Annotated in this window: 23 protein-coding genes, 1 tRNA gene and 1 pseudogene; 21 read left to right on the plus strand and 4 right to left on the minus strand. The window is 41.9% G+C overall.

What is annotated here, in order from left to right; genetic code table 11:
* Positions 1-8: 8 nt before the first annotated feature.
* The 15 genes and pseudogenes from D464_RS0111195 to D464_RS0111265 all read left to right on the plus strand — a co-directional run bounded on the left by D464_RS0111195 (position 9) and on the right by D464_RS0111265 (position 15,848).
* Positions 9-818 carry a hypothetical protein gene (locus tag D464_RS0111195; protein WP_018911454.1) on the plus strand — a complete coding sequence of 270 codons (810 nt, stop codon included), beginning with the start codon at positions 9-11 and terminating at the stop codon, positions 816-818.
* A gap of 13 nt (positions 819-831) precedes the next feature.
* Positions 832-1,527, plus strand: coding sequence for an O-methyltransferase (locus D464_RS0111200; RefSeq protein ID WP_018911455.1), 696 nt, complete (start codon positions 832-834; stop codon positions 1,525-1,527).
* 63 nt (positions 1,528-1,590) lie between these two features.
* Positions 1,591-1,926 (plus strand): 30S ribosome-binding factor RbfA, encoded by a 336-nt coding sequence (rbfA, locus tag D464_RS0111205; RefSeq protein ID WP_004384497.1) that lies wholly within the window; start codon positions 1,591-1,593, stop codon positions 1,924-1,926.
* Positions 1,927-1,976: 50 nt separating this feature from the next.
* A complete protein-coding gene (locus tag D464_RS0111210; RefSeq protein ID WP_018911456.1) occupies positions 1,977-3,209 on the plus strand; it encodes an FtsX-like permease family protein in 1,233 nt (410 codons plus the stop codon).
* 103 nt (positions 3,210-3,312) lie between these two features.
* Positions 3,313-4,288: pseudogene (gene rhuM, locus D464_RS12745) on the plus strand (RhuM family protein).
* Positions 4,289-4,327: 39 nt separating this feature from the next.
* Complete coding sequence (locus tag D464_RS0111220) at positions 4,328-4,873, plus strand: hypothetical protein (protein ID WP_024985906.1); 546 nt, start codon at positions 4,328-4,330, stop codon at positions 4,871-4,873.
* A 433-nt stretch (positions 4,874-5,306) separates the two neighbouring features.
* Positions 5,307-6,809: a DUF262 domain-containing protein gene (locus tag D464_RS0111225; RefSeq protein ID WP_018911458.1), complete on the plus strand. Its 1,503-nt coding sequence runs from the start codon at positions 5,307-5,309 to the stop codon at positions 6,807-6,809.
* Between the two features lie 3 nt (positions 6,810-6,812).
* Positions 6,813-8,819 (plus strand): GmrSD restriction endonuclease domain-containing protein, encoded by a 2,007-nt coding sequence (locus D464_RS0111230; RefSeq protein ID WP_018911459.1) that lies wholly within the window; start codon positions 6,813-6,815, stop codon positions 8,817-8,819.
* A gap of 422 nt (positions 8,820-9,241) precedes the next feature.
* Positions 9,242-10,534, plus strand: coding sequence for a methionine adenosyltransferase (gene metK / locus D464_RS0111235; RefSeq protein ID WP_018911460.1), 1,293 nt, complete (start codon positions 9,242-9,244; stop codon positions 10,532-10,534).
* An 8-nt stretch (positions 10,535-10,542) separates the two neighbouring features.
* On the plus strand, positions 10,543-11,475 hold the full coding sequence (locus tag D464_RS0111240; protein WP_018911461.1) for a DUF4271 domain-containing protein: 933 nt from the start codon (positions 10,543-10,545) through the stop codon (positions 11,473-11,475).
* Between the two features lie 6 nt (positions 11,476-11,481).
* The gene (locus tag D464_RS0111245) at positions 11,482-12,237 is read left to right on the plus strand and encodes a uroporphyrinogen-III synthase (protein ID WP_018911462.1); all 756 of its coding nucleotides are present in this window, start codon (positions 11,482-11,484) and stop codon (positions 12,235-12,237) included.
* A 60-nt stretch (positions 12,238-12,297) separates the two neighbouring features.
* The gene (gene rnpA / locus D464_RS0111250; protein ID WP_018911463.1) at positions 12,298-12,732 is read left to right on the plus strand and encodes a ribonuclease P protein component; all 435 of its coding nucleotides are present in this window, start codon (positions 12,298-12,300) and stop codon (positions 12,730-12,732) included.
* Positions 12,733-12,788: 56 nt separating this feature from the next.
* Positions 12,789-13,028 (plus strand): membrane protein insertion efficiency factor YidD, encoded by a 240-nt coding sequence (gene yidD, locus D464_RS13490; RefSeq protein ID WP_202898872.1) that lies wholly within the window; start codon positions 12,789-12,791, stop codon positions 13,026-13,028.
* Between the two features lie 143 nt (positions 13,029-13,171).
* Entirely contained in the window at positions 13,172-14,470 is a 1,299-nt protein-coding gene (tyrS, locus tag D464_RS0111260; protein ID WP_018911465.1) for a tyrosine--tRNA ligase, read from the plus strand.
* Between the two features lie 160 nt (positions 14,471-14,630).
* Positions 14,631-15,848 carry a clostripain-related cysteine peptidase gene (locus D464_RS0111265; protein WP_018911466.1) on the plus strand — a complete coding sequence of 406 codons (1,218 nt, stop codon included), beginning with the start codon at positions 14,631-14,633 and terminating at the stop codon, positions 15,846-15,848.
* A 635-nt stretch (positions 15,849-16,483) separates the two neighbouring features.
* Here the strand turns inward: D464_RS0111265 and D464_RS0111275 are convergent.
* Positions 16,484-18,949, minus strand: a complete 2,466-nt coding sequence (locus D464_RS0111275) for a TonB-dependent receptor (protein WP_018911467.1) — start codon at positions 18,947-18,949, stop codon at positions 16,484-16,486.
* A 276-nt stretch (positions 18,950-19,225) separates the two neighbouring features.
* On the opposite strand from D464_RS0111275, the gene D464_RS0111280 reads away from it, so the two are divergent.
* The 5 genes from D464_RS0111280 (at position 19,226) to D464_RS0111300 (ending at position 23,597) form a co-directional block, all read left to right on the plus strand.
* Positions 19,226-20,203: a hydroxymethylpyrimidine/phosphomethylpyrimidine kinase gene (locus D464_RS0111280; protein WP_018911468.1), complete on the plus strand. Its 978-nt coding sequence runs from the start codon at positions 19,226-19,228 to the stop codon at positions 20,201-20,203.
* 12 nt (positions 20,204-20,215) lie between these two features.
* Complete coding sequence (pdxS, locus tag D464_RS0111285) at positions 20,216-21,088, plus strand: pyridoxal 5'-phosphate synthase lyase subunit PdxS (protein WP_004384516.1); 873 nt, start codon at positions 20,216-20,218, stop codon at positions 21,086-21,088.
* Positions 21,085-21,672 carry a pyridoxal 5'-phosphate synthase glutaminase subunit PdxT gene (gene pdxT, locus D464_RS0111290; RefSeq protein ID WP_018911469.1) on the plus strand — a complete coding sequence of 196 codons (588 nt, stop codon included), beginning with the start codon at positions 21,085-21,087 and terminating at the stop codon, positions 21,670-21,672. The genes pdxS and pdxT overlap by 4 nt, the downstream gene beginning before the upstream one ends.
* Before the next feature lie 1,037 nt (positions 21,673-22,709).
* Positions 22,710-23,180 (plus strand): transcription elongation factor GreA, encoded by a 471-nt coding sequence (gene greA / locus D464_RS0111295; RefSeq protein ID WP_004384519.1) that lies wholly within the window; start codon positions 22,710-22,712, stop codon positions 23,178-23,180.
* An 18-nt stretch (positions 23,181-23,198) separates the two neighbouring features.
* Entirely contained in the window at positions 23,199-23,597 is a 399-nt protein-coding gene (locus D464_RS0111300; RefSeq protein ID WP_018911470.1) for an HIT family protein, read from the plus strand.
* Positions 23,598-23,725: 128 nt separating this feature from the next.
* Here D464_RS0111300 and D464_RS0111305 read toward each other — a convergent pair whose 3' ends face one another.
* Complete coding sequence (locus D464_RS0111305) at positions 23,726-24,817, minus strand: mannose-1-phosphate guanylyltransferase (RefSeq protein ID WP_018911471.1); 1,092 nt, start codon at positions 24,815-24,817, stop codon at positions 23,726-23,728.
* A 194-nt stretch (positions 24,818-25,011) separates the two neighbouring features.
* Between D464_RS0111305 and D464_RS0111310 the strand changes: the two genes are divergently transcribed.
* Positions 25,012-25,093, plus strand: a tRNA-Leu gene (locus D464_RS0111310).
* Between the two features lie 185 nt (positions 25,094-25,278).
* Here D464_RS0111310 and D464_RS0111315 read toward each other — a convergent pair.
* Both D464_RS0111315 and D464_RS0111320 read right to left on the minus strand, forming a co-directional pair.
* On the minus strand, positions 25,279-25,788 hold the full coding sequence (locus tag D464_RS0111315; RefSeq protein ID WP_018911472.1) for a phBC6A51 family helix-turn-helix protein: 510 nt from the start codon (positions 25,786-25,788) through the stop codon (positions 25,279-25,281).
* Between the two features lie 81 nt (positions 25,789-25,869).
* Positions 25,870-26,832, minus strand: coding sequence for a hypothetical protein (locus D464_RS0111320; protein WP_018911473.1), 963 nt, complete (start codon positions 26,830-26,832; stop codon positions 25,870-25,872).
* Positions 26,833-26,893: the final 61 nt, after the last annotated feature.

Raw genomic sequence — 26,893 nt, forward strand, 5'->3', positions numbered from 1 at the left:
TTTACATCATGAGGTATCTTTTTTTTGAAGTATTAGTTTTATTCGTTTTTGGTTCAAGCATTTCTGTGCATGCACAAAGACCTATTATTAGGCGTAACACCCAAGCCTTTGTCAATGCTATAAAAAAAATAGAAAGTAAAAGTAGCGATGCTTTATTTTATAGAAATGCAATCCAAGATGCTTTTTACACATTCATAACAAGGAAAGATTTAACTGATAAGGCAAAGAAACAAGCTGAAAATATAAAAGATTATAGCATTAAATATATTGATAGCTATGCTCATGGCGGAGATTATAGCCAAGTATTAGACATTGCAATGGAAGAATACTCTTCTGTGTTATCTTCTTTTAAAAAAATAGCAGATGAGGATCTAAAACAGCAAGCGGAATATGAAGTAGAAAAGAAAAGGATATATCAAAATACTCATCCTTTTGATAATAAGAATTATAGTTCGTATACGCATATTATAACTGCTCCTACATATCGTTGTAACAATATCCCAGACCTCAAAATAACAAAAATAGCATACTCTTCAGATAGTACACGAATAGAACTACTTTTAACACATCCTTTAGAAGAAGGTTGGGCAGGTATTGAAAGAACCACTTATCTTTATGATTCAATTCATAAAAAGAAGTATTATTTATTAAAGGCTGAGAATATCTCTATAATGCCCAATATTACACAATTACATCATCGGGGAGAGCAATTAAAATTTGCACTAATATTCCCAGGTATCCCACGTAATGTTACTTATGTTGATTTAATAGAAGGAAAGGATAGCCCATGGAAGTTTTATAAAATAAAACTCAGATAGTATCTTTTCTATCATGGAAAAAAAACATATTCCCTTATCAGTAAAGGAAACATATTCCTTGACTCAAACAGGAGAAGCGTCGGATCTTTGTGAAGTCTATCTCTCGGCGCATATTGACCCCGAAAGTGATTACCTCTATCGGCTTTATCGTGCGACAAACATCCACACTATTCATGGTCGAATGGCTAGTGGACATCTGCAAGGACGCTTATTGAAGATGCTTGTACAAATGATTCGCCCTAAAAACATCCTTGAGGTGGGAACCTTCAGTGGCTACTCTGCTATCTGTATGGCGGAAGGATTGGAAGAAGGTGGCAAAGTGTATACGTTCGAGATAAACGACGAGATGGAGGACTTCACACGTCCATGGATAGAACAATCACCCGTTGCTAACAAGATTGACTTTCGTATCGGAGATGCTGCAAAAGAAGCTCCTAAACTCGGGATAACGTTTGATATGGCATTTGTTGATGGTGATAAGCGTACATACGCAGAGGTGTATGAGAAACTACTACCTATTATCCGCCCTGGTGGATACATCCTTGCCGATAACACGCTATGGGACTGGCACGTCATTGATCCAGCTTATGACCACGACCACCAAACCATTGGTATTCGACAATTCAATGATCTTATCGCCAAAGATGAGCGTGTAGAGAAGGTTATTCTGCCCTTACGAGACGGACTAACACTGATTAGGAAGAAATAAGTTTGTTGATTCTTCAAACTTTCAGTATCTTTGCATGACGTAGAAATCATTATCAACAAGAATATGCAAGAAACAAGACAAAACCGTATATCACGCCTCCTTCAAAAGGAATTGGCAAGTATATTCCAGACACAGACACGCATGATGCATGGTGTATTGGTGAGTGTTACACGCGTGAAAGTAAGTCCAGACCTTAGTATCTGTACTGCTTACCTCAGTATCTTCCCATCTGAAAAGGGAGACGAACTACTAAAGAACATCAATGCTAATGAGAAGACAATCCGTTACGAATTAGGTCAGCGCGTACATAATCAACTGCGCATTATACCAGAGTTACGCTTCTTCATCGATGACTCACTCGACTATATAGAGCGCATTGACGAATTACTTAAGAAGTAAGAATCCCGCAATCACTAGCATATAACATTCTGTACACAACATTCGAAGACATGAATTTTCCCTTTTACATAGCCCGCCGTTACCTCTTCTCAAAGAAGAGTACACATGCAATAAACGTCATCAGTCTTATCTCCGTACTCGGTGTGGCTGTGGCAACAATGGCTTTAGTGGTTGTGTTAAGTGGGTTCAATGGATTCTCCGACTTAGTAGCTTCGTTCTTTACTAACTTTGATCCGCAACTGAAGATAGAAGCAACGAAAGGGAAAGTAATGCCTGCCGATGATCCATTACTTGTAAAGGTTAAACACCTCCCAGGCGTTGAGGTAGCTACCGAATGTGTACAGGATCAAGCACTGGCTGTCTATCACGACAAACAGGCTATGGTAACAGTGAAAGGTGTGGAAGACAACTTTGATTCGCTCACACATATAAGTAATATCCTCTATGGCGACGGCGATTTCACACTGCATGTAGCCAATCTACAATATGGTGTAATTGGTATAAGACTGGCACAAGACCTTGGTACAGGGGTGACATGGCAGGATTATTTGCAGATATATGCGCCTCAAAGGGAGGGACAATATGATGCTTCTAACCCGACAGATGCCTTTGTGAAGGACTCACTAGTGTCTCCGGGAGCATTATTCCAAGTAAAGCAAAGCAAGTATGATCAAGGTTATGTCATTACATCAATAGACTTTGCTCGCCGCATATTTAACCGTCAAGGAGAGATTACATCACTAGAGTTACGCATGAAACCGGGCGTGGATATTGACAATGCGAAGGAAGAGATACAAGCAATGTTAGGCGATAAATATAAGGTACTCGACCGCTATGAGCAGCAAGCTGACACGTTTAATATCATGCGTATAGAGAAGCTCTTTGCTTATGTCTTCCTCACGTTTATCCTTATGGTTGCCTGCTTTAATATTATAGGTTCGCTCTCCATGCTCATTATTGACAAGAAGAATGACGTTATCACCCTGCGCAACCTCGGTGCTACTGATGGGCAGATACGCCGCATCTTTCTCTTTGAAGGACGTATGATATCGGCAGCAGGAGCTGTGATTGGTATCGTACTCGGTCTCATCCTATGCTGGTTGCAACAAACTTATGGGCTTGTTCAGCTTGGCGACCAGGCTGGCAACTTCGTTGTCAACGCCTATCCTATCAGCGTACATCCCGAAGACATTCTCCTTATCTTCCTCACGGTTATCCTTGTTGGCTGGCTTTCTGTATGGTATCCCGTGCGTTATATGAGCCGTAAACTGACGAAAGAATGAGATAGAAAAAACGATCTAATACCAGCACACAAGCCCTGCACTTCTAGCATAAAACACGAATAGTGAATCATCACACTTACGAATAACTAAACATCTAAACAATATGACTGAGAACCTAAATGACAAGATCATTATCTACCAAAGTGAAGATGGTAAGACCCAACTTGATGTGAAGTTGGAAGGAGAGACCGTGTGGCTTAGTACGAGACAGATGGCTGAACTCTTCGACAAAGAGGAGTCTAACATTCGTAGACATGTAAATAACGTATTCAAAGAAGCCGAATTAAAGAGAGAATAACGTGCATTTTTTGCACGTTAATGGCGTTAAGAAACCTGTCCCTTATTACACTCTTGACGTTATCATCTCCGTTGGCTATCGTGTACATAGTCAACGAGGCGTGCGCTTTCGCCAATGGGCTAACAGCGTTCTCAAGCAATATCTTGTAAAAGGTTATGCCATTAATGAGAACATTCGCAAGCAGCAGATTGCCGAATTAAGGTAGCTGGTGCAGGTCGTTGGTAGAACCATTCAGCAACAGCCAGCGAAGTCTACTGACGAAAGCAATGCCCTCTTTGACGTGGTTGTAGATTACACCTATGCGCTCGATACTCTCGATGATTACGATTATCAACGACTACATATTGCACGAATAACTAAGGAAGAACCCTTCCATGCCACATACGAGAATGCAATGCACGAAATCGACCTCCTCCGTCAGAAGTTCGGCGGTTCGGTACTTTTCGGCAACGAGAAAGACGAATCATTCAAGAGTTCCATTGGACAAATCTATCAGACATTTGGCGGCGCAGAACTCTATCCGAGCGTAGAAGAAAAGGCTGCCATGTTGCTCTATCTTGTCACCAAGAACCATTCATTCAGCGATGGTAACAAGCGTATAGCCGCCACTCTCTTCCTCTGGTTCATGAATAAAAACGGCATCCTCTATCGTCCCGATGGCACCAAACGCATAGCTGATAACACGCTCGTTGCCCTTACGCTGATGATTGCAGAGAGCAAGACGGAAGAGAAAGACATAATGGTAAAAGTGGTGGTAAACCTTATCAATCAAGCGAACTGATAAATCCATAAACATAATTATAAACTAAAACAAAAGAGTATGAAAAAGATTCTATTATCCTTAACGCTACTCATGCTATCCGTAGCTATGTATGCACAAAATGAAGTAACCAAGTTCTTAGGTATCCCTATTGATGGGACTAAGGCTGATATGATTCAAAAGATCAAAGCAAAGGGATTTAGTTACAACGCCCAAGAAGATTGCCTTGAAGGAATATTTAATGGAGAAAATGTATATATCTCTATACTGACAAACAAAAGCAAAGTGTGGAGGATTGCCGTAACTGATAAAACTGGTCGTGATGAAGGACAGATAAAAATAAGATTCAACAAGTTATGTCAACAATTTGATGATAATCCTAAGTACTATTCATTAAAAGGAACACAAAAGCTATCTGATAATGACGATATCTCATACGGAATGATTGCACACCATAAACAATTTGAGGCTGTCTACTACCAACTACCACATGAAGGAGCACTGAATAGAACAGTCTGGTTTACCATAGGAGGAGTATATGGTAAATATCATATATCCATATTCTATGAAAATAACAAGAACGAGGCTCATGGCGAAGACTTATAACCTTAACAGAACTTCATTTATCAAGTTAAGCAGATAAGTAACGACAAAACTACCAACATACGACTCCCGAACCTTTCTCATAGGTTTGGGAGTCTTTTTTATTATGTTCCGACTTGCAAGGATGCAGGATTTGTATTATCTTTGTATGGGAGTAACGTCTGTCTCATCATGAAGAGACACAGGTTTCATCACGATGAGACACTCGTTTCATCATGAAGAGACACTCGTTTCATCACGATGAGAATGATATGAGGTAGTGCTAAACGAATTGCAGATACTATAGAAAGGAACATTATAACATGTTATAACTATTAGCAGGACAGGTGTTGTATCGTTCGATCGTGTCCCTAAACGGAACTATGTAAGGGTGCTATTTATTAGAATTAACGAACTTAACCAATCGAATTAATTATATTGTAAAGAAAAGAAGATAATGAGTAATGTGATAAGTTTACGGTTAGGTATTACCAGTATTGGCGACCTGCTGATACGCAAAAGGATATCCACAGTATTTGATAAGCATGCACATGAGGATGTGAATTTGACAATTCCTAACTACCAACGTCCCTATAAGTGGACGGCAAAGAATGCGATTCAATTATTGGACGACATCATAGAAGCAAAGCAAGAGAGCAAGGAGGTTTATCGTGTCGGGACGCTTATTCTGCATCATGACTTTAGTAAGCAGTGCTATAATATAGTTGACGGACAGCAGCGAGTCATTACCTTTACTTTGCTATTAAAGGCTCTTGGTGTGAAGAATATCACTTTCTTACAAGAGAAACTAACCGATAATCCTTATACAAGGGAGAATATCGCAAGTAATTACAGAGCTTTTGAACGTCGTTTATATGCTATGGCTGAATTGCGTACAAAGGCTAAAGGTACGGAAGAGGAACTATATGATGATCGTGTAATAAAGGAGCTTAGAGAGTTTATAGAAATGCGTTGCGAACTAATAGTAGTTGTCACAAATGATATCTCAGAAGCCTTCCAATTCTTCGATTCACAGAATGCTCGTGGTAAGAAACTATACCCACATGACCTACTGAAAGCCTATCATTTGCGTGAAATGGATAATGTGAGTGAGACGGAGACAGAGGCTATTGTGAGACGATGGGAGGATGTTAGTCAGAGTACATTAGCAAGTCTTTTTGGTGATTATCTCTATCGGTTGCGTGAGTGGGTATGTGATAATCGACCTGTGGAGTTAGATGAACACAACATCGATAAGTTCAAAGGTATTAGCAAGAAGGACAACTTGCCGTATGCTCAATATTATAAAGGTGCATACGCTTATGCCGACATGTTCAATCGCTCAGCGGTGCCTTTTGTATCGGGAATGGCCGATATGCGCCCCTTTCAGATAGTTGCTCCTATTATTGCAGGGAAGCCTTTCTTTGATTATACAAACCATTATTTCAATATCTTGAAGGACATTCAAAATAATGATAAGTATGTTGGCTACTTCATTAATGGCAATCAGATTGTAGAGACATTAGACCTAAGAAAATATAAGAACGGTGTTGGTAATAGAATAACACGTCTGCTCTTTGATCTTGCAGCATTGCTCTATGTTGATTGTTTCTGCCCTGATCTTCCATCAAGAACGGATCTTGATCTCTTCGAACAGTTCATCGTCATGGACTTTATATGGGCATATTCTTTACGTGCACAGTATTATAATTTAGGGTGGTTATCAGCACAGAATTATGTCATGGGAACGAGTTATTGCATTAATGCTTTCAATCTTTATAAGAAGATATCAGAGTCTTCTTCACCTTCAGCATTGCTTAGTGAACTGGCAGATTGTATACATCCATTAACTGAAGACAGGGTTAAAGCCAGTAAAGAAGGGATAGAAGAACAAGACCAGAAAGCTGTTTATCAAAACTTCCTACATTACTTTATTGAGAACAAATACTACATTAAATAGATTATGAACACACATCAGAACTTTCCCTTAGAAGAGCTTTCTATACAAGACTTATTTAATCAAGAGGGAAACACGAAATACGAGATTCCAATCTATCAACGTAATTATGCGTGGGAGAACGAAGAGATAACTGCATTGGTCAATGACGTGTGGGATGCTTATTGTCAGTCGAAAGGAACTTATTTTATTGGAACACTTGTCACTTACGACAGAGGTGATAATCGGTATGAGGTAATCGATGGTCAGCAGCGTTTAACGACACTTTATCTGATCTTAAAGAGCCTTGATTGCGAAGTAAAAAGTAAGTTAACTTATCGTTCAAGGAAGCGTTCTAACGATACAATTAATAAACTTCCTATACAAGAGAAAGATAATCCAGACTTAGGTATTCTACGTGGTTTTAAGGTGATAGAGAATGCTATCAATGAGATTGTTGGTACAGAGAATAAGGAGAACTTTACTAAGTATTTGCTCGCACAAGTGCATATCATCCATTATAGAGTGCCACGAGATGTGAACCTAAATCACTATTTCGAGGTAATGAATTCACGTGGAGAACAACTGGAGAAACATGAGATTGTCAAGTCGAAACTCATAGCACTCTTGGATGAAGATGAGCGTAATGTCTTTGCTGAGATATGGCAGGCGTGTAGCGAAATGAATGTCTATGTGCAATCGAGATATATGCAAGCAGCGAATGTCTTTGTGGATTCTCTCCGCATCTTCTCACCGAGTATTAAGTCTTTTAAAGACTTACCAGTTGTTGGTGGAAGTGAGGATTCTTATAGCTTGGATGACTTTATCAAGGGTATAAAAGCAACCGAGAGACGACAAAAGAAGGTGAAGAGTACAGGGATGTTTCAGCCTATCATTGACTTTCCCAATTTCCTCCTTATCGTGTTGAAGATAACGTTGATGAATCGAACAAACTTCGACTTGGATAAGTTCATATTGGATGATAAGGAACTAATTAATGCCTTTGATGAGGCTAAACCAGACCGAGCTTTTGCGAAGGTGTTTGCTTTTAATCTCTTAAAAGCACGTTATTTCTTGGATAATTACGTGGTTCATCACTCTTACGAAGACGATACGCAAGAGAGTAATCCATGGCAGTTGGAGGTGTACCAATGCGAGAGTAGCTCGTATAACACTAAGAATCTCTCATCTGATGGACACTTACAAGCAAGATTAGTACAGCTTCTTTCCATGTTTGAAGTATCATTTACTCCACGCCAGCGAAAGAACTATCTATTCTATTGTTTGTACCATCTTTTCAATGATACAGACCTCAATCGTTATGTTGATTTCCTATCGGCTTTAGCGGATAAGTACTTCTTTGATGTCTATGCAAACTCTGGGAATCTGAACAATATCAATACTCCTATGCCTGGTGCATTCGATGGTACGGTGTTGAAAGGTGGGCAGTTTGACCTTAACATAAGATGTACGTCCCTTGATTTTGATGGTATTTACGGTAATGGCAAAGAGGCTTCAAAGGGCATACCATTGTTTGTTTTCAATTATATGGATTATCTCTTATGGAGTATGTATGCCAATAAACTATCTGGTAAGAAACTGAAGGAAAGTGATAGGGAAAGGCGAGAGTTCTTTAAGAAACTGGGCTGTTCTGACTTTGGACTAACCGTGTTCGAACAGTTCTATTTTTCACGAACACGACGTTCGTTAGAGCACTTCTTTCCACAAGCTAACGTGAATGAGCAGATCACGGAGTATGAGATTAATTGCTTCGGAAACTATGCGATGATAGGAAGCGATATAAACTCTTCTGGTTCGAATAGGTCTCCTAAGTCGAAGTTAGATTATTACTTGGATGCTTCTGGTAAGATCTCTCAAGTGAGTGTGGCATCTTTGAAACTCATGATAATGATGCAGAAGTGTAAAGATAATGCTCATGAAGGGATATGCCCATCGGGGCAAGAATGGGTTTATAAGGATATGTTAGAGCATCAGAAGCGTATGGTTGAGATCTTAAAAGACCAGTTAGGATAAGGAAAAGGTGCCCCACCTCATTCTCTTTCCGATTGGAGAGAGGAGTGAACGGCGCTATCTGTATACAAAGAGGGCGTTTCTTCGATGTGAAGAAACGCCCTCTTCATAGCAAGGAAACGCCCTCTTCAAATGAAAAAGGTGCTTTCGTCAGATGGATGAGGTCTCTCAAAGTAGGGACAGACGCCCTCGTCTGTCCGAAAAACAACCAGATGCGGGCAGGCAGACGAGGACGTCTGTCCCTGCTTTTATAGTCTGGAAGCATTAGGATTTGGCGTTAGTAAGGGAGGGGAGGGGCTTTTCTACCACTATAATAATGTATAAATATTAAGCCCTTATTTTGTTATCCGCCCAATTTGCAGTAACTTTGTGCCCCTAATGTAATGATAGGTAATTAACAAGATAATAATATATAAGGTAAAGATATGGCATATTTATTTTCTTCAGAGTCGGTATCTGAGGGACATCCAGATAAGGTTGCTGACCAGATAAGTGACGCTTTGCTTGATCAATTCTTGGCTTATGACGAGCACGCTCGTTGTGCTATTGAGACATTCAATACCACTGGTCAGGTTGTTATCATGGGTGAGGTGCGTTCAAAAGAATATGTTGATTTGCAGGCAATCGCCCGTAAGACAATCAATAATATTGGTTACACAAAGGCTGAATACCAGTTTGATGGTAACAGTTGTGGTATTCTCTCCGCCATTCATGAGCAGAGTGACGATATCAATCGTGGTGTAGATAATGGTGACGATGACAATCAGGGGGCTGGAGATCAGGGTATGATGTTCGGTTACGCATGCAATGAAACCGATAATTACATGCCTGTTACGCTTGATTTGGCACACCTAATTATGCGCACTTTAGCCGATATTCGTAAGGAAGGGAAGCACATGCTCTACCTTAGACCAGACTCTAAAAGCCAAGTAACGGTGGAGTATAACGATGATAACATTCCTCAACGTATTGATACGATAGTTGTTTCTACACAGCACGACGACTTCATTCAACCTACTGATGACAGTAAGGAAGCGCAGTTGAAGGCTGATAAAGCGATGGTAGAGCAGATTCGTAAGGATGTATTGGAGGTTCTTATGCCGCGTGTAAAGGCTCAAATCAAGTCTGAAAAGGTGTTGGCTCTGTTCAATGATGGTATCAAGTATTTGGTAAACCCTACTGGTAAGTTCGTTATCGGTGGTCCTCATGGAGACACCGGATTGACTGGTCGTAAGATTATCGTTGATACTTACGGTGGCAAGGGAGCCCATGGTGGAGGTGCATTCTCGGGTAAGGACTCTAGTAAAGTGGATCGTTCTGCCGCTTATGCAGCCCGTTATATTGCAAAGAACATGGTTGCTGCAGGTGTTAGCGATGAGATGCTCGTACAGTTGGCATACGCTATTGGCGTTGCAGAACCTGTTAGTGTGTACGTAAATACTTATGGTCGTTCACACGTAAAGGCTTCGGATGCCGAGATAGCAGAGCAGATTAAGCACCTATTCGATCTTCGTCCAAAGGCTATCGAACGCCTATTAAAGCTCCGCCAACCGATGTTCTTGGAGACAGCAGCTTATGGACACATGGGCAGAAAGAACGAGATTGTAACGAAGACATTCACCAGTCGCTACCATGAAAGTAAGTCGATTGAGGTGGAACTCTTCACTTGGGAGAAGCTAGATCGTATAGAAGAAATCAAGAAAACGTTCGGACTTTAAAGTGACAGATGCCGACAACTGATTCTATAACTCGTCCTTCTTTGCTGTTGAAGTCGACTTTGGAAGCAACGAAGAAAGCGAAGACTGATACTGTGGCTAAGGTGAGTCAAGAGGCTGACTCGCTGGGTTTATTGTGCCCAAAGAAGCAGAAAACGTTTCAGCTGACGGATATTCATTTTGCAGAAGAGGGTTACTTTAAAGGTAATAAATACTTCAAACTGGGACGAGGGAATGCGCATGCTGATGGTGTGCAAGGCGTTCCTTCGCCCTATGCTGTTAGCAATGACAATACGGTGACAGCCCTACTTCTTGGTTGTTTTGTGATGGCGATGATTGCATTCGCAGTCTCTCGCAACTTCATTGAAAAGCAGATTAAGAGTTTCTTCCATGTTGCGAGGAGAAAAGAAGTGGTCACGGAGACTGCATACGAGGTTCGGTTTCAGATTTTCTTGATAGTTCAGACGTCGCTACTCCTTAGTATTCTCTATTATTTCTTTGCGCATGGGAGCGGTCGTGGAGGGCTCGAGTCAGAGTCTCAATTAAGCGTGATAGGATGCTTCTTTGGCATCTTTATGGGTTATTTCCTTATAAAGAATCTGCTTTACAAACTCGTTAACTGGGTGTTCTTCGATAGTAAAAGTAATGGACAGTGGGGGCGTACTTGGCTCTTTCTCTCATCCCTTGAGGGCGTGTTGTTGTTCCCTTTAGTGTTGTTGCAGATATATTTCTCCTTGTCGTTACAAGCAGCATTCGTTTATGCACTAATTGTTGTTTTATTCGTTAAAATGCTTACTCTTTATAAGGGTTATGCCATCTTTTTCAAGAGAAGAGCTGTCAGTCTGCAAATAATTTTGTACTTTTGTGCGCTAGAACTAATGCCGATGATGGTATTATGGGGTATATTGGTAATTACAGATAACTATTTGATTATAAACTTTTAGGACACGATGATAAATAAGATCTTGGTCTCACAACCAAAGCCATCAAGCGATAAGTCACCTTATTACGACATAGCTTCTGATTTGGGAGTGGAGTTAGTTTTCAGACCTTTCTTTAAGGTAGAAGGACTCACAGCGAAGGAGTTCCGTCAGCAGAAGATTAATCTGTTAGATTATACCGCAGTAGTCTTTACATCAAGACATGCCGTAGATAACTTCTTTAATCTAGCCAAGGAAATGCGTATCACCATACCAGAAGATATGAAGTACTTCTGTGTTATCGAGACAATCGCACTCTATATCCAGAAGTATGTACAGTATCGTAAGCGTAAGGTGTTCTTCGGAACCACTGGAAAGATTGATAGTTTGATTCCGACAATGCTGAAGCATAAGGGCGAGAAGTACCTCGTTCCGCAAAGTTCTGTACACAATGACTCTATCTCGGCATTGTTAGATGCAAATAAACTAAAGCATAAGGAGTGTGTAATGTATCGTACGGTCAGCAACGGACTGACGGACGAAGAGGTGAAGAACTTCGATTATGACATGCTCATCTTCTTTAGTCCTACAGGTGTAAAGGCACTTAAAGAGAATATACCCGACTTCAAGCAAGGAGACGTTAAAGTTGCTGCTTTCGGTCCGGCAACGGCTAAAGAGGTGGAAGCACAGGGCTTGAAGTTAGATTTGCAGGCTCCTTCTACGCAGCACACCTCTATGACTGGTGCGTTGAGAGACTACTTGGAGAAGCAAAAGAAGAGTAAGTAATATACGGCTCTTTCCTCATGTCTTAAATGGGAAAGGTGCCGATATACGTAACAGAGTAGTATGGCAAAGCAAGGAGAAGGACTGAAGAAAGAGGAGCGGTTGTGCAGTAGAAAGCTCATCAATACGCTCTTTGGTACAGGTGGTAGCCATGCTATGACATCTTTCCCATTGAAGGCTGTGTATAGACTGATTGATCGAACGGATGCGACGAATGGTGAATTGCAGATGGAGAAAGCTTCTTCTCGAGCAGATGTGCAGATATTGGTCAGTGTTCCCAAGAAGCATTTTAAACGTGCCGTGAAGCGTAATCGAGTGAAGCGGCAGGTGCGTGAGGCTTATCGGAAGCATAAGCAGTTGCTCTTCCCACGTATGGCGGAGATGGCTGATAAGCGATTACTCATAGCTTTTATTTGGCTCTCTAATGAATTGACAAGCTCTGTTACTGTTGAAGAAAAGGTGGAGAACTTACTTCATCGAATAGGAGAACGTATCTAATGAAAGGACAAGAAGACGAGCAGTTACAGCAAACAAGGCAGAGCAAGAACTCTATAATGAAGTTTTTGCACCTCCTTTCGCATGGCTTGTCATGGTTGTTAATACTCCCGATATTGTTCTATCGCCAGTTTATCTCACCTTTCACGCCCCCGTCCTGTCGCTTTACCCCCACCTGTTCAGAGTATGCCAGACAAGCAATAATGAAGCATGGACCCTTCAAAGGACTTGCTCTTGCAATATGGCGAATACTAAGGTGCAACCCTTGGGGCGGCAGCGGATATGATCCAGTGCCGTAAGAAAGAGTGCAGCCAAGATATAATAATAAGGTTGTCGATACGTAATTATTAATAGAATATCAATATAGGATAAGGACTTTGAAGCGTTGGCTTATATCCAAGAACGCAATAACTCCTATCATTCTCATAAATAAAGAACATAGATGAAGAACTTTGTTGAAGAACTCCGTTGGCGTGGTATGCTGGCTCAAATAATGCCAGGTACAGAGGAATTACTCCAGAAAGAGATGGTCTCAGCATACTTAGGTACAGACCCAACTGCAGACTCATTGCATATTGGACACCTGTGTGGTATCATGATGCTACGCCATTTGCAGCGTTGTGGACACAAGCCTTATCTACTCGTAGGAGGTGCTACGGGCATGATTGGTGATCCGTCAGGTAAAAGCCAGGAGCGTAATCTCCTCGATGCTGAAACTCTATATCATAACCAAGAGGCTATCAAGAAGCAGGTTAGTAAGTTCCTAGACTTTGATGGCAACGAAGCCAATAAGGCAGAGATGGTGAATAACTATGATTGGATGAAGGACTTCACCTTCTTGGACTTTGCTCGTGTAGTGGGTAAGCATATCACTGTCAACTATATGATGGCTAAAGACAGTGTTCAGAAGCGTCTCAATGGTGAGGCTCGTGATGGACTAAGCTTTACGGAGTTTACTTATCAGCTCTTGCAGGGGTACGACTTCTTATATCAATATGAGAAATTCGGTGTTAAGTTGCAGCTTGGTGGTAATGACCAATGGGGCAATATGACCACTGGTACCGAGCTTATTCGTCGTACTCTTGGTAGCGAGGCTGAGGCTTATTGCCTTACTTGTCCACTAATTACTAAGGCTGACGGAAAGAAGTTTGGTAAAACAGAGAGTGGTAACATCTGGCTCGATCGTAACCGCACAACGCCATACGCATTCTATCAGTTCTGGTTGAATGTGAGCGATGATGATGCTGAGAAGTACATTAAGATCTTCACATCATTAGAGAAAGATGTCATTGAGGGGCTTATTGAAGAGCACCGCCAAGACCCAGGTCGTCGCACATTGCAGCGTCGCTTAGCTGAAGAAGTTACCCGTATGGTTCACTCGCAAGAGGATCTTGATATGGCGATCGCCGCTTCTAATATCTTATTCGGTAAGAGTACGAAGGAGAATCTATTGCAGTTAGATGAGCAGACCTTCGCTGATGTCTTTAAGGATGTACCACACTATGAGGTGTCAAAGGACGTTCTGGGGCAGCCAGCAGTTGATGTCTTCAACCAGGAAGGTATGCAGATCTTCCCTAGTAAGAGTGAGATGCGCAAGCTCGTGAAGGGCGGTGGTGTATCCTTGAATAAGGAGAAGCTCGCGGCTTTCGATCAGCCAGTAACAGCCGAAGACCTCATTGATGGGAAGTATCTTCTCGTCCAGAAAGGTAAGAAGAACTACTCTTTGATTATTGTAAAGTAGTTCATTCGACTTATTCTCAATACGACTATGGAAAGCCTTACCACATCTCTTGTGATGTTGCAAGGCTTTCCCTTTATAAAAGGAAAGGGTTCACAGCGTTGCTGAAAACGCATACCCTTACGGATAAAGATTATCTATTTTGAGTTTTAATAATGACAAAATGAAGAGACTCATCTTTTTCTTACAGCTGATAACACTCTTTGTGTTGGCTTCTTGTACTGATGACCCTCTACCAGATGGTAGCGGTACTAATGAGGTAGAGAATACCATCATCGTTTATATGCCATGGTCTGGCAGCCCTGGAAGTCTGTATAACTTCTTCCAAGGCAACCTGCAGGACATGAAGCAAGCCATAGTGAACGAGGGCGGATTAGGCAATAAACGATTGGTTGTGTTTATATCCGAAGCCCCAGAGAAGGGCGCATTGATCAATGTAAAGTATCAAAGTGGTCAGTGTGTCGATGATACATTGGCGAAGTTTGATAACACGCAGCCCAACCAGCAACTGAATACATCTCGCTGGATAAGTAGTCTTCTCACCCGTGTGAAAGCATACGCACCAGCACGCAATTACTCAATGATAGTGGGCTGTCATGGTATGGGTTGGCTTCCGTCCTATGCCGGAACACGCAGCAGCTTCTCGAACACCTTGCACAGAAGACGGCGTGATGTAGAATCTGTTCCGTTGACCCGCTGGTTTGGTGGTGATACCTATAAGACCGACCTTTCCATCTTGGATCGAGGCATTTCACAATCAGGTATCGGCAAAATGCAGTACATCCTATTTGATGATTGTTATATGTCAACGATTGAGGTAGCCTACGAGTTGCGACATAGTGCACATTATCTTATTGGTTGCCCAACGGAGATTATGGCGCATGGCATGCCTTATGAGCAGCTATGGAATGAGCTTTCTAAGTCTAATCCAAACTATCAGAACGTTGTAGACGAGTTCTATAACTTCTATAGCACCTACACTGATCCATACGGAACAATCAGTGTCATTGATTGTTCTCAAGCGGATGGGATGGTGAATATCATGCGACAAATCAACCAGTCAAGTAATCTTGTCTTGGTACCACCCACTAGTATTCAGCAGATGGATGGATACAATCCCTCTATCTTCTTCGATATGGGAGATTATGTTGAGAAGAGGACAGTTAACGAGCCTATCCTTCTATCTCAATTTCGCAATCAGCTCAATCTGCTTGTCCCTTACAAACGACATACACCATCCTATTTCTCGGCTGTTACCAGTTCTAGTGGTACAGTTTATCCCATCAACACCTACTCTGGTATCACCATTTCCGACCCTTCTGTAAACACGAAAGTGACGAGTGCTTTCGCCGCTTCACCCTATTATCGGGCAACGCATTAATGCAAGGCATACTCATTAAACGCTCCTTCTCCGTTCGGAGGGGGAGCTATTCTTATTTAAATCCTTTTGAATCCTGTTCGCGCTCTTTGTCTAATACGTTTCCGCATTCTTTCTTCCTTGTTTCCTTTCTCATGCGTCTTATGTCTTTTTATGCACCTATTCAAATTGGATTCAAACCATGACACTTATTGTTTCAGGTTTTGAGATATAGAGTCTCAGGCTCTGAAACACACAGTCCCAGGCTCTGAAACACACAGTCTCAGGCTCTGAAACACACAGTCCCAGGCTCTGAAACACACAGTCTCAGGCTCTGAAACACACAGTCCCAGGCTCTGAAACACACAGTCTCAGGCTCTGAAACACACAGTCCCAGGCTCTGAAACACACAGTCTCAAGCTCTGAAACACACAGTCTCAAGCTCTGAAACACACAGTCTCAGGCTCTGAAACATACAGTCTCAGGCTCTGAAACACACAGTCTCAGGCTCTGAAACACACAGTCTCAAGGCTTGAATTAGTTAGTTTACTCCCATAAAGAGGAATGTCTTGATGGATATTACACGTATGTAATAGCGAAAAAAAGAGCCGTATTGTCAACCAGACAATACGGCTCTTACTATATAAATGATCAGAGAGTTATAGCTTCACACTGAGACCGACATACCATGTTGCACCATAGACTGGAGCGTACATGAAGGCGGCATCATCCGTGTGTTTCTCGTCTTGGATATAGCTAAAGATGTTCTTAGCACCTGCATAGACGGTACACATTCCGAAGCGTTTTGATGCGCGACAGTTGAATAGCATGAACGTAGATGTCTTCTTGATCTTAGAGTTCTGACCTGCATCTTCAGAGTTATAGTCGATGTACATACTGCCTTGTAACGAACTTGTGAGAGAGAAAGTCCATGTGCCAGGAGTGTAGTCGATATCGAAGTCGCCTGTCATACCAGGGAAGCGAGAGATGTAACGACTCTCTTTTGCGTATTTCAATCGCTGTGGGAACTCCTTTACTGACTCGTCATTTGGGTCAGACCATTCAGCACGCTCGTGCTTAAACTTACCTTGATTGAATGTCCAGTTGACGCCTGCTGTGAGGTTACGAGCGATACTTGCCTTAGCACCAAGCTCTATTCCTTGTACATAAGCGTCGTCTACATTCTCCCACTGATAGGAGTATCCAAACTTCTTAACCTCATCGTCGGCAGGAGAGAATTGTATCTTATCCTTTAGGTTGGTGCGGAACAGGTTTATACTGAACTGATACCGCTTGCTATAATAGTCTGCCGAAAGGTTATAACTGATGGCGCGTTCGCCCTTCAAGTTAGACGATTTCCATACACGTGGCGAACCACTGCATAGGTGGAGATCCTCCGAGAAGCCGTAAGGAGCGCGGAATCCAGTTCCAATATTTGCACGGAGGATGAGCGATGGGGTGACTTCATACTTCACGGCAAGGCGTGGGTTGATGGTAGTCTTGCTGAACTTCGTTGATGGGAAAGCGCTATCTGATACCTTCACACTGGTAGCATACTCTTCACCAGAGCTGTGAGAGTCGAGGCGAATACCAGGAACAACGGTCAACTTAGGTGTTACGTTCCATTCATCCTGTATAAAGAAACCAACCTCGTTAGCGTGCTTCTTACCGATAGAGGTGTATGGTACGCCATAATAAGGACTTGCTTTTTCGTCCTCAGCAGAGATAACATAGAGTCCAGTCTCCCGTAGACGAGTGAAGTAAGCCTGCACGCCTGCGAGTAAGGTGTGGTTCTTGAGAATAGAAGTAAAGGTGAGCGAAGGTGTCACAGTGTGCTCCTTAGCAATGTAAGGGCGCATCATCTCTACTGGAGGAGTAGCTCCATCTTCATCTGGATGTGCTGGATCTTTGTGCGAATCCATGTAGTCGTGGAGGAAAGTGTCATTCGTTGCATGACGCTTGTGATAGACGTATGCAGCCGCAAGGTTTAACTCTGAGTGCGCACCAATGGGCAGATTGTAAGTCATGTCGGCAGAGAGACGATTCGTGCGGATGTCCTCAGTCTGGTCAGTATAGGGGTTTAAGTATTGATTATTGGTCATAACTCCACCGAATCGATGCTCGTCTATAGCCTTACCACGCAATATGAGTTTATCATTCTTTGTGAATGGCTGATAGAAGTAGAGGTTGAAACCAAGGTTATTCATCGTTTCGTTTACGCGATCAGAAACTCCATCCTTATGCTTCACCTCCTTACGAGTAAGTCCGTCTTGCGTTTCGTCGATAGCATCCATCTCCGCTCTCTGTGCAAAGACGCTGATACCAATGTTGTTGTAACGCATAGAACCAGAGCCTTTATAACCCTTGTAGCCATAATTGCCGAACTGCACGTCACCATTAACAGTTGGTTCGAACGTTGGCTCCTTAGAGATGATGTTGATGGCACCAGCTACTGCACTACTTCCATAGAGGGCAGAGCCTGCACCCTTCACAACCTCAAGTCGGTCAATATCATTCGTTCCCATCTGCTGAAGTCCATACACTCCAGCAAGTCCAGAGTACACTGGTTCGCCGTCAATCAGCACTTGCGTGTGCTCTGCACCCAGTCCCTGCATGCGTACTTCAGAGAAGTTACAGAACTGACACTGCTGTTCTACGCGTATTCCCGGTACACCTTCCAGAGCTTCATAGAGGTTTTGAGCGTTCTTCTTCGTGAGAGCCTGCGATGTAAGCACCTCTGTTCTGATAGGCACATCCTTGATAAAATGACTCGTGCGAGTACCTGTTACCACCACTTGACTAAGTTCCAATGGATCTTTCTCAAGCTCGAAATAAACTCCAACACCCTTATTTGCCATCATTTCCACCTCTTTTTCCTGTGGTTGATAACCATCCAGTGTGGCGATGATAGTTTGTTTTCCGAGCGGTAGGTTACTTAGCTTGAAGTGCCCTGTACCATCACATTGGGTCTTAAGGTTTGTACCTTTCACTTTAATTGTTGCATGTGGAAGGTGTTGTCCACCCTCTTTTGCTTTTACGTCACCGAATAACATTGCATCGGTTCCTTGTGCCATAGATGCGAGCGAGCACATCAAAGCAACCAAAAACATCAAGATTTTATTCATTATTGTATTTAGTTTGTAAACTAAGCACAAATTTAGTTGCTTTTAGTTAATGTCACAATACCTACTTATAGGTATTATGCTTTGTTGCTGATAACCATTACCTCTTTAATAGTTGTTATATTGCTTCCCATTCATGCAATTGCTGCGTTACAATAGTAATAGGTGTTAGTAACAGAAGAGGTCATAACTTTAGTTTTTCTTGTCAATATAGGAACAAGTCTTGCAGGAACGGATATTTTCTCTTTACTTTGTAGTCAGAATATAATTAGTGGACCATTGAAAGCAATACTCACAATAACGGGTTCGGATAGTACGGGAGGCTCTGGTGTACAAGCAGACATCAGAACAATAGCCGCATTGGGTGGTTATGCCGTGTCTGCTGTCACGTCAATTACGGTGCAGAATACCGTGGGCATTCAGGCTTTCTATGATCTTCCTGCTGACATCGTAAAGGGGCAGATTGAAGCAATCATCAACGATATGCAGCCCGATACGGTAAAGATTGGAATGATAAGAACGACCGAGACGCTTGCTGTTATTGTAGAAGCTCTATCGAAATATAGACCTCATCACATTATTTATGACCCCATTGTGACGGCAAGCAATGGTGACCGACTGATGACAGATGACGTTATTATGCAGATTCGCCATCGCTTATTGCCCCTTTGTTCTATGGTTATTCTGCGTGAAAGTGATGCCGAACGAATTTTTAATTGTACCTCATTACAGGATTCTGAAACGACAGCTTCGCTAAGTGCTAATAAGCAAGGTGTACGCTCATTAGTGCTGGATGAAGTGTTACAGCATGGTCTTTCAAATAGTTTCTCATCAGCTCTTGCGGTTTATCTAAGCCAAGATGAAACGATGGAAGATGCTATAAAGCATGCAAAGGAATACATCCGAACACTCGTTGCACGCAAGAGCGACCTAAGTGGACGCAGTAGTCAGCTGTACAACGAGTTCTTAGAAGCAGTACAGAAGCACTATCGAACGAACCGTGATGTAGCCTTTTATGCAGACTGCCTGAACGTTTCGCCACGTTATCTCTCACAAGTGGCTCATCGCATATCAGGCAAGTCGCCGAAGAGTATCATCGATCACACGCTGGCAGAGGCATTGTCCTGTCAGTTGCGTACAACGCAATCAACTATCCAAGAAATAGCCTATGACTTTGGCTTTAGTTCGCAAGCTCAGTTCTCAAAGTTCTTTAAGAAGCAGATGGGACAGGCTCCGACAGAATGGAGAAAACATTAATATCAAATCAATATGACTAATAGACAAGAATTAAATCGTAATCTCGCTCAGATGTTAAAGGGCGGTGTTATCATGGATGTAACTACACCTGAACAGGCGCGAATAGCCGAAGCTGCGGGTGCTTGTGCAGTAATGGCTTTAGAGCGAATACCCGCTGACATTCGTGCAGCAGGTGGTGTTTCACGTATGAGTGACCCTAAGATGATCAAGGGTATTCAGCAAGCAGTTACTATTCCTGTGATGGCTAAGTGCCGCATTGGACACATTGCTGAAGCTCAGATCCTGCAAGCAATTGAGATTGATTATATCGATGAGAGTGAGGTGTTGTCACCTGCTGATAACATCTATCATATCGATAAGAACCAGTTTGATGTACCGTTTGTCTGCGGTGCTCGTAACCTAGGAGAAGCATTGCGCCGAATCGCTGAAGGCGCTACAATGATTCGAACGAAAGGGGAGCCTGGAACGGGTGATGTGGTGCAAGCTGTGAGTCACATGAGACTGATGCAGAGCCAAATTCGTGAACTGGTAAGCAAGCGTGAGGATGAGTTGTATGAGGCTGCTAAGCAGTTGCAGGTGCCTTATGACTTGGTGGAATACGTGCATGAGCATGGCAAACTACCAGTGGTTAACTTCGCTGCTGGTGGTGTGGCAACACCTGCTGATGCCGCTTTGATGATGCAACTGGGTGCTGAAGGTGTATTCGTGGGATCGGGTATCTTTAAGAGTGGAGACCCTGCTAAGCGTGCCGCAGCCATAGTGAAAGCCGTTACAAACTATAATGATCCGAAGGCTTTGGCAGCGTTGTCTGAAGACTTAGGTGAGGCTATGGTGGGTATCAACGAGCATGAGATAGAGGTGCTCATGGCTGAACGTGGACAATGAGAATAGCTGTTCTCGCTCTGCAAGGGGCGTTCCTTGAACATGAGATGATACTCCGCAAGTTAGGAGTAGACTGCTTTGAAGTGCGTCAAAAGCAGGATTGGTTACAGGAGAAAGATGCTTTGATTATCCCAGGAGGCGAGAGTACGACGCAAGGAAAGCTCTTGGACGAGTTAGGATTATTGTCGCCTATTCGTGAGGAGATCGAGCATGGGCTACCAGTCTTTGGCACTTGTGCGGGCTTGATACTCCTTTCTCGTGACGTGGAAGGGAATAGTACATCTGCTCCTGCCCCTCCCCGGTTGGGCACAATGCAGATAGCAACGGCACGAAATGCCTATGGCAGACAATTAGGTAGCTTCCATGTGGAGGCGACGTTTGAAGGGATTGAAGGTAAGATACCGATGACCTTTATTCGTGCCCCTTATATTAAAGAAGTTACGGAGGCTGTGGAAGTATTAGCAAAGGTGGATAATCGAATCGTAGCCGCACGACAAGAAAATCAGCTGGTGACAGCTTTCCACCCTGAATTAGATACTGACACTCGCGTGCATGAGTACTTCTTGAATATCGTTAGGAATAGATAAGTTGGAAGCCTCCCCCTATCCCTTCGAAAGGCGAGGTGTGCCTAACGAAGCCAGTTAGGATGAGTTTATTCTTATCGAAATGGAGGTACAAAGTAAGACAGACGAGTGTATCTGTTCTTACTTGTGGTATCTGGTTCTAATGGAGGAAGATAATGAGAGAATATAAAGAGGGCGTTTCTTCAATATGAAGAAACGCCCTCTTCGCATCAAGGAAACGCCCTCTTTGATGTGAAGAGAGGCTCTCTTTGCTTTTACCCATTATTTCCCTTAATTGGACGAGGTTCTATAATGTAGGGACAGACACCCTCGTCTGTCCGCCCACATACCCTAATTAATTAATAAGGATTCATCTGTTTTGCGGACAGACGAGGGCGTCTGTCCCTACTTGTGACACTCTATCCCACAGAACTAACAACTTGTTTACTTGTCAACTCATCCCCTCGTTAACTTTACCAGATCCCAATTTTGAATCTTGGATTATGAATTTTGAATTATCAGAGACGCTCTCTTGTTTAGTTTCCGTTAGGCACTTCTCCCTTTTGTGGAGGCTGGTTGTGGTATTAAAATTGGCGTTTTGGAATAGAGATGAGACTTAAGAGCATAAAAAAAGGACTACCGCTGTAGTCCAACCTTTGTTAACCTTAAATCTAATACTATGAAAAACACGATGCAAAGATAGGTAGTATTCTTTATATTTGCAAGTTTTTTGATGTCTTTTTTGTACTTTTCTTGATTTATTGACTTATATCAAGTAAAATTTATTATATATCTTCGATTTGACACAAAAGCCCTCTTTTATACACCGCAAACATGTTAGATTGATAGTAGTCATTGGTTAACAGCAAGATAGAAAAAATCCTTTAAAAGAATTTTTAACCTCTAAAACTTTGTCATCTCACATTTAAGAGCTATCTTTGCAATCAAATAGAAAGATTAGAGCATTTAAGGATATGGGATTCCAGCATGGGTAAGTTATGTTGGAATTCTGTGTTTTTTATGTTCGTTGAAAAACGTATTAATTATTAAAAAGAGATATTATGGCTTATATGTCACAGGAAGGTTACGATAAACTCGTAGCTGATTTGCAGTATTTAGAGTCTGTTGAACGCCCAAAGGCATCGGCTGCTATTGCTGAAGCTGCTGATAAGGGTGACTTGAGTGAGAACTCTGAATACGATGCAGCAAAGGAGGCTCAGCGCCACTTGGAGGCTCGTATTGCAGAGATGAAGATGACAGTTGCGCAGGCAAAGATCGTTGATGTGTCACGTTTGAGCACTGAGGCTGTGCAGATCATGTCCACAGTTGAGATGACAAACGTTAAGACTAAGGCTAAGATGAAATACACTATTGTGAGTGAAACGGAAGCTAATTTGAAGCAAAATAAGATATCTATCAAGACTCCAATTGCACAGGGATTGCTGAATAAGAAGGTGGGGGATGAGGTTGAGATAACGATTCCTCGCGGTACTATCAAGTTGCGTATTGATAAGATTTCGATAGAGGCTTAATCTTTAAGGAGGGTTCGTATGACGATATTTAGTAAGATTGCAGCAGGCGAGATTCCTAGTTATAAATGTGCAGAGAACGACCAGTTCTATGCTTTCTTAGATATTGATCCTGTAACAAAGGGGCATACCTTGGTGATTCCGCGTAAGGAGATTGACTACATCTTCGATATGAGTGACGAGGATTTGGCAGCCTTTGAAGTATTCGCAAAGAAGGTGGCTCGTGCTATTAAGTCGGTCTTTCCTTGTAAGAAGGTGGCACAGGTTGTGTTGGGACTAGAGGTGAATCACGCTCATATTCACCTATTGCCAATGAATAATGAGGCTGATGTTGACTTTAAGCACCATGTTAAGGTTGAGGCTGATGAGCAGCAGGAGATTGCCGCAAAGATATTTAAAGCATTCCAGGAATTAGATTAATTCGAGCTTACGGATTAAATAGATAAAACAAACGAGGGCATATATAATAAGGTATATGTCCTCGTTTTTCCTTGTTATAAAGGGCTGTTTACAGATAAGAGATGGGCAAGTTGGGGGATAGGGTGGGGCTATATATAGTCTTTCCCTTTCATCATCTGAACTTCATTGACATATTTTCTTACGAGTGCGGAGGAGTCTTCTTTCTTGCAGATGAACAGTACGTTATCTTTTTCGGCTACTATGTAACCATCAAGCCCATTGATGACAGCGAGCCTATCTTTCGGTAGTTTGATAACATTGTTGGCGGAGTTTTCCAAGATGACATCCGAGTCTATGATGACATTATCACCTTCCCCCTTACTCATTGCTTCGTAGATTCCATGCCAGGTGCCTATGTCAGCCCACCCGAAATGACACTTTTTTACATAGACATTATTCGACTTCTCAAGTACACCATAGTCTAATGAAATGTTCGGATAGAGTGAGAAGTTCTCTTGCATGAAGGCGTCTTCTTCTTCGATACTCATTATCTTTCTCGTTTGCTCCTCATTATGTAGAATCGATGGAAGAAAGTTGGAGATACATTGCCAAAGATGGTTCAGATTGGATAGAAACAAGCCCGTATTCCAATACCACTCCTTAGTCGTCATGAATAGTTGGGCAAACTCTCTGTCGGGTTTCTCAGTGAAGGCTTGCACCTTATATATATCGTTCTGTCCTGTATACACGCCTTTCTGAATATAGCCGTAACCAGGTTCTGGGCGTGTTGGGCTTACTCCCATGGTGAGGAGAGCATTATTCTCCTCTACGAATAATAAGCCTTCGGTGATATCTCGGAGGAATGCTTCTTCGTTGATAATACTCTGATCGGAAGGAGATACAATGAGGTTTGCACGTGGATCAAACATCGATATGCGATGTACAGCCCATGCTACACTTGGTGCCGTATTGCGGTGGATTGGTTCGGCCATGATGTGGTCGAGCGGTACTTCTGGGAGTTGCTTACGTACAATGTCAAGGTAGTCGCGACTGGTATTGACGTATATGTTCTCTTTAGGGAGAATCTGAGAGAATCGGTCAAAGGTCTGTTGAAGCTGTGTGCGACCCACTCCGAAGAAATCAATAAATTGCTTAGGATAATTGTCCCGACTGCTTGGCCATAGGCGACGACCCTTTCCTCCAGCTAGTATCACACAATAGTTAGTTTGTGTCGTAGTCATAATCTGTTTAAGCTAACCTGTTTATGTCTTTTCTCCAAAGATACCTTTTATATCTTATTCTACCAAGTCTTTCAATGTTAAATACCCTAAACTCTAATTTATAACACCCTTGTCTTGAAATAATTACTTAAAAATTTGCCACATTCAGAAAATCTATCTACCTTTGCACTCGTTGTTCTTAAACAACAAGCCAAGCCCAGATGGCGGAATAGGTAGACGCGCTGGTCTCAAACACCAGTGGAGCAATCCATCCCGGTTCGAGCCCGGGTCTGGGTACGATATAAGAAAGGGAAGTAACTGAATATCAGTAAGATATGGTTACTTCCTTTCTTTTTGCAGGAACATTGCAGGAACATTTCCAAAAATATTGCTTTTATATTAATGTTGAGGCTATATATTTCCTTTTATTATGAAGCAATAAAAAAGATTCCCTATTATTATAGGAAACCTTTGTTTCTTATTTAATCTTCCAGTCCATTTTCCTTTAGAAGTTGATGATATTGTTTTTTATCAAGTACTTCTTCGGGTTTTTGAAAATCCTCACTAATAAATGGATATTTAGTTTCTGTAGCTTGCTGCTTGAATATCTCTTTAGCATCAGTTTCTCCTATGGAAGTATTTTCTACTTTAGATATGACCACCATTGCAGCCTTCAATCTCATAGCTTCATTTTCTGAATTTAGCACATCTTTGACTGCTTTGATAGCATCCTGATAGAGTGCAGCCAAACCATTCTGAAGATTCTGTGTGACTTCTATCTTCTGAATATTGAAGAAACATTGAAATGTAACTTTTTGCTGCCATTGATAAATCGTAGTTCTGTTTATATTTAAAGATTCAGCTACTAATGTAACACTATCACCATTTGCAAGCATAATGGCTGCTTTCTCTTGAATAGGTGTTAAGCCACTTCTAAAGGTATTTTCCTTTGAAGGTGTTGAATCTGCTGTTTTTTGTTTATTATTGTTCATTTCTTTATTTTTTATTAGTAATATCTGAACATTATCAGCATAAGAATACTTATGCTTTTTAACTACAATAAAAGGGGTAGGCTATTTTTCGACTTCCAGCGCATTCTGAATTTTGTCTGATAAGTCGTACATACTTTCAGGGGATTCCCTAATGTTAGATAGTAACTTTCTTATCTGTGCTTTTCTGAAGTCTTTATCTGATTTAGTCAGTACGTCTTCAGGAATAGCATTGATTTTTGCATAAAGAATCTTTTTCAATTCCTCTTTAGTTCTTCCTTCATTAATAGATTCCTCTACCATCGTAAGCAAAAGAATATCGGCTGTGGTAAGGTCTTTTTTGTCTTGTGGTGTAATTATACCTTTCATAGGAATAAGTCTTTTATATTGTAAATATAGGTCTTCTTTGAAGGTGCTATCCCAGTCAGGGTTCACCAGTTGATAGAGCTGAAGCCCTTTCCCTTTGTTGAGTGATTCGGGTTTGATGTAGTGTGCTTCCCATTTTAGGTATTCTCCAGCATCTTCCCAGCCTGCTTGCCTGATGATGTCTTTGCGGTGGTTACCTTGTTTCATCTCTATATTGCGTCCAGCATCATACATCTTTAGTTTTACATTTTTATCACTCCACCATCTAAAGTTTCCTTTGTCTTTTGGTTTTTCATTCAAATCCAGTTTTTCTTTTGGTTCTGAATAATGGTGTTTTATATACTCTTTAGGCTTCATTTGTACTTGTATGATAACACCGTACTCAAAGGCATTGATGGTTGCTTTCCATAAATCAATATGAAGTAGTCCTTTTATATGGTTTATAGCCTCGACAAATTGCCTTCTGTCAAAGCTGAAGTTATTACCTTGCCAGTAATAGGAAATACTGCCTTCCAGCCTCATCAACTGCAAAGAGTGATTAATCCATACAGCTAATCTTTCACATCCTTGAAGTGTATATTTCATCCACCCTGATTTGTAGGCAGCATCTTCTTGCAAGTGTGCGAGAAATATATTATCTTTGCCATCAAATGATGTGGTAGTACTGATATAGTCTATCATCACTAATCATTTATATCCACCGAAGGGGGTACACTGGGGAAGTGTATCCCCTTCTTTCAGA

Origin of the sequence: Prevotella veroralis DSM 19559 = JCM 6290 (assembly GCF_000377625.1) — a bacterium.
GTDB lineage: Bacteria > Bacteroidota > Bacteroidia > Bacteroidales > Bacteroidaceae > Prevotella > Prevotella veroralis.

What these genes read in the sequence shown, in the direction of transcription:
- D464_RS0111195 (WP_018911454.1), top strand. Translation starts at nt 9, where the DNA reads ATGAGGTATCTTTTTTTTGAAGTATTAGTTTTATTCGTTTTTGGTTCA.
- D464_RS0111220 (WP_024985906.1), top strand. Translation starts at nt 4,328, where the DNA reads ATGAAAAAGATTCTATTATCCTTAACGCTACTCATGCTATCCGTAGCT.
- D464_RS0111300 (WP_018911470.1), top strand. Translation starts at nt 23,199, where the DNA reads ATGACGATATTTAGTAAGATTGCAGCAGGCGAGATTCCTAGTTATAAA.
- D464_RS0111275 (WP_018911467.1), bottom strand. Translation starts at nt 18,949, where the DNA reads ATGAATAAAATCTTGATGTTTTTGGTTGCTTTGATGTGCTCGCTCGCA.
- pdxT (WP_018911469.1), top strand. Translation starts at nt 21,085, where the DNA reads ATGAGAATAGCTGTTCTCGCTCTGCAAGGGGCGTTCCTTGAACATGAG.
- pdxS (WP_004384516.1), top strand. Translation starts at nt 20,216, where the DNA reads ATGACTAATAGACAAGAATTAAATCGTAATCTCGCTCAGATGTTAAAG.
- D464_RS0111200 (WP_018911455.1), top strand. Translation starts at nt 832, where the DNA reads ATGGAAAAAAAACATATTCCCTTATCAGTAAAGGAAACATATTCCTTG.
- D464_RS0111225 (WP_018911458.1), top strand. Translation starts at nt 5,307, where the DNA reads ATGAGTAATGTGATAAGTTTACGGTTAGGTATTACCAGTATTGGCGAC.
- D464_RS0111240 (WP_018911461.1), top strand. Translation starts at nt 10,543, where the DNA reads ATGCCGACAACTGATTCTATAACTCGTCCTTCTTTGCTGTTGAAGTCG.
- rnpA (WP_018911463.1), top strand. Translation starts at nt 12,298, where the DNA reads ATGGCAAAGCAAGGAGAAGGACTGAAGAAAGAGGAGCGGTTGTGCAGT.
- tyrS (WP_018911465.1), top strand. Translation starts at nt 13,172, where the DNA reads ATGAAGAACTTTGTTGAAGAACTCCGTTGGCGTGGTATGCTGGCTCAA.
- D464_RS0111320 (WP_018911473.1), bottom strand. Translation starts at nt 26,832, where the DNA reads ATGATAGACTATATCAGTACTACCACATCATTTGATGGCAAAGATAAT.
- D464_RS0111305 (WP_018911471.1), bottom strand. Translation starts at nt 24,817, where the DNA reads ATGACTACGACACAAACTAACTATTGTGTGATACTAGCTGGAGGAAAG.
- D464_RS0111245 (WP_018911462.1), top strand. Translation starts at nt 11,482, where the DNA reads ATGATAAATAAGATCTTGGTCTCACAACCAAAGCCATCAAGCGATAAG.
- D464_RS0111210 (WP_018911456.1), top strand. Translation starts at nt 1,977, where the DNA reads ATGAATTTTCCCTTTTACATAGCCCGCCGTTACCTCTTCTCAAAGAAG.
- metK (WP_018911460.1), top strand. Translation starts at nt 9,242, where the DNA reads ATGGCATATTTATTTTCTTCAGAGTCGGTATCTGAGGGACATCCAGAT.
- greA (WP_004384519.1), top strand. Translation starts at nt 22,710, where the DNA reads ATGGCTTATATGTCACAGGAAGGTTACGATAAACTCGTAGCTGATTTG.
- rbfA (WP_004384497.1), top strand. Translation starts at nt 1,591, where the DNA reads ATGCAAGAAACAAGACAAAACCGTATATCACGCCTCCTTCAAAAGGAA.
- yidD (WP_202898872.1), top strand. Translation starts at nt 12,789, where the DNA reads ATGAAGTTTTTGCACCTCCTTTCGCATGGCTTGTCATGGTTGTTAATA.
- D464_RS0111265 (WP_018911466.1), top strand. Translation starts at nt 14,631, where the DNA reads ATGAAGAGACTCATCTTTTTCTTACAGCTGATAACACTCTTTGTGTTG.
- D464_RS0111315 (WP_018911472.1), bottom strand. Translation starts at nt 25,788, where the DNA reads ATGAACAATAATAAACAAAAAACAGCAGATTCAACACCTTCAAAGGAA.
- D464_RS0111230 (WP_018911459.1), top strand. Translation starts at nt 6,813, where the DNA reads ATGAACACACATCAGAACTTTCCCTTAGAAGAGCTTTCTATACAAGAC.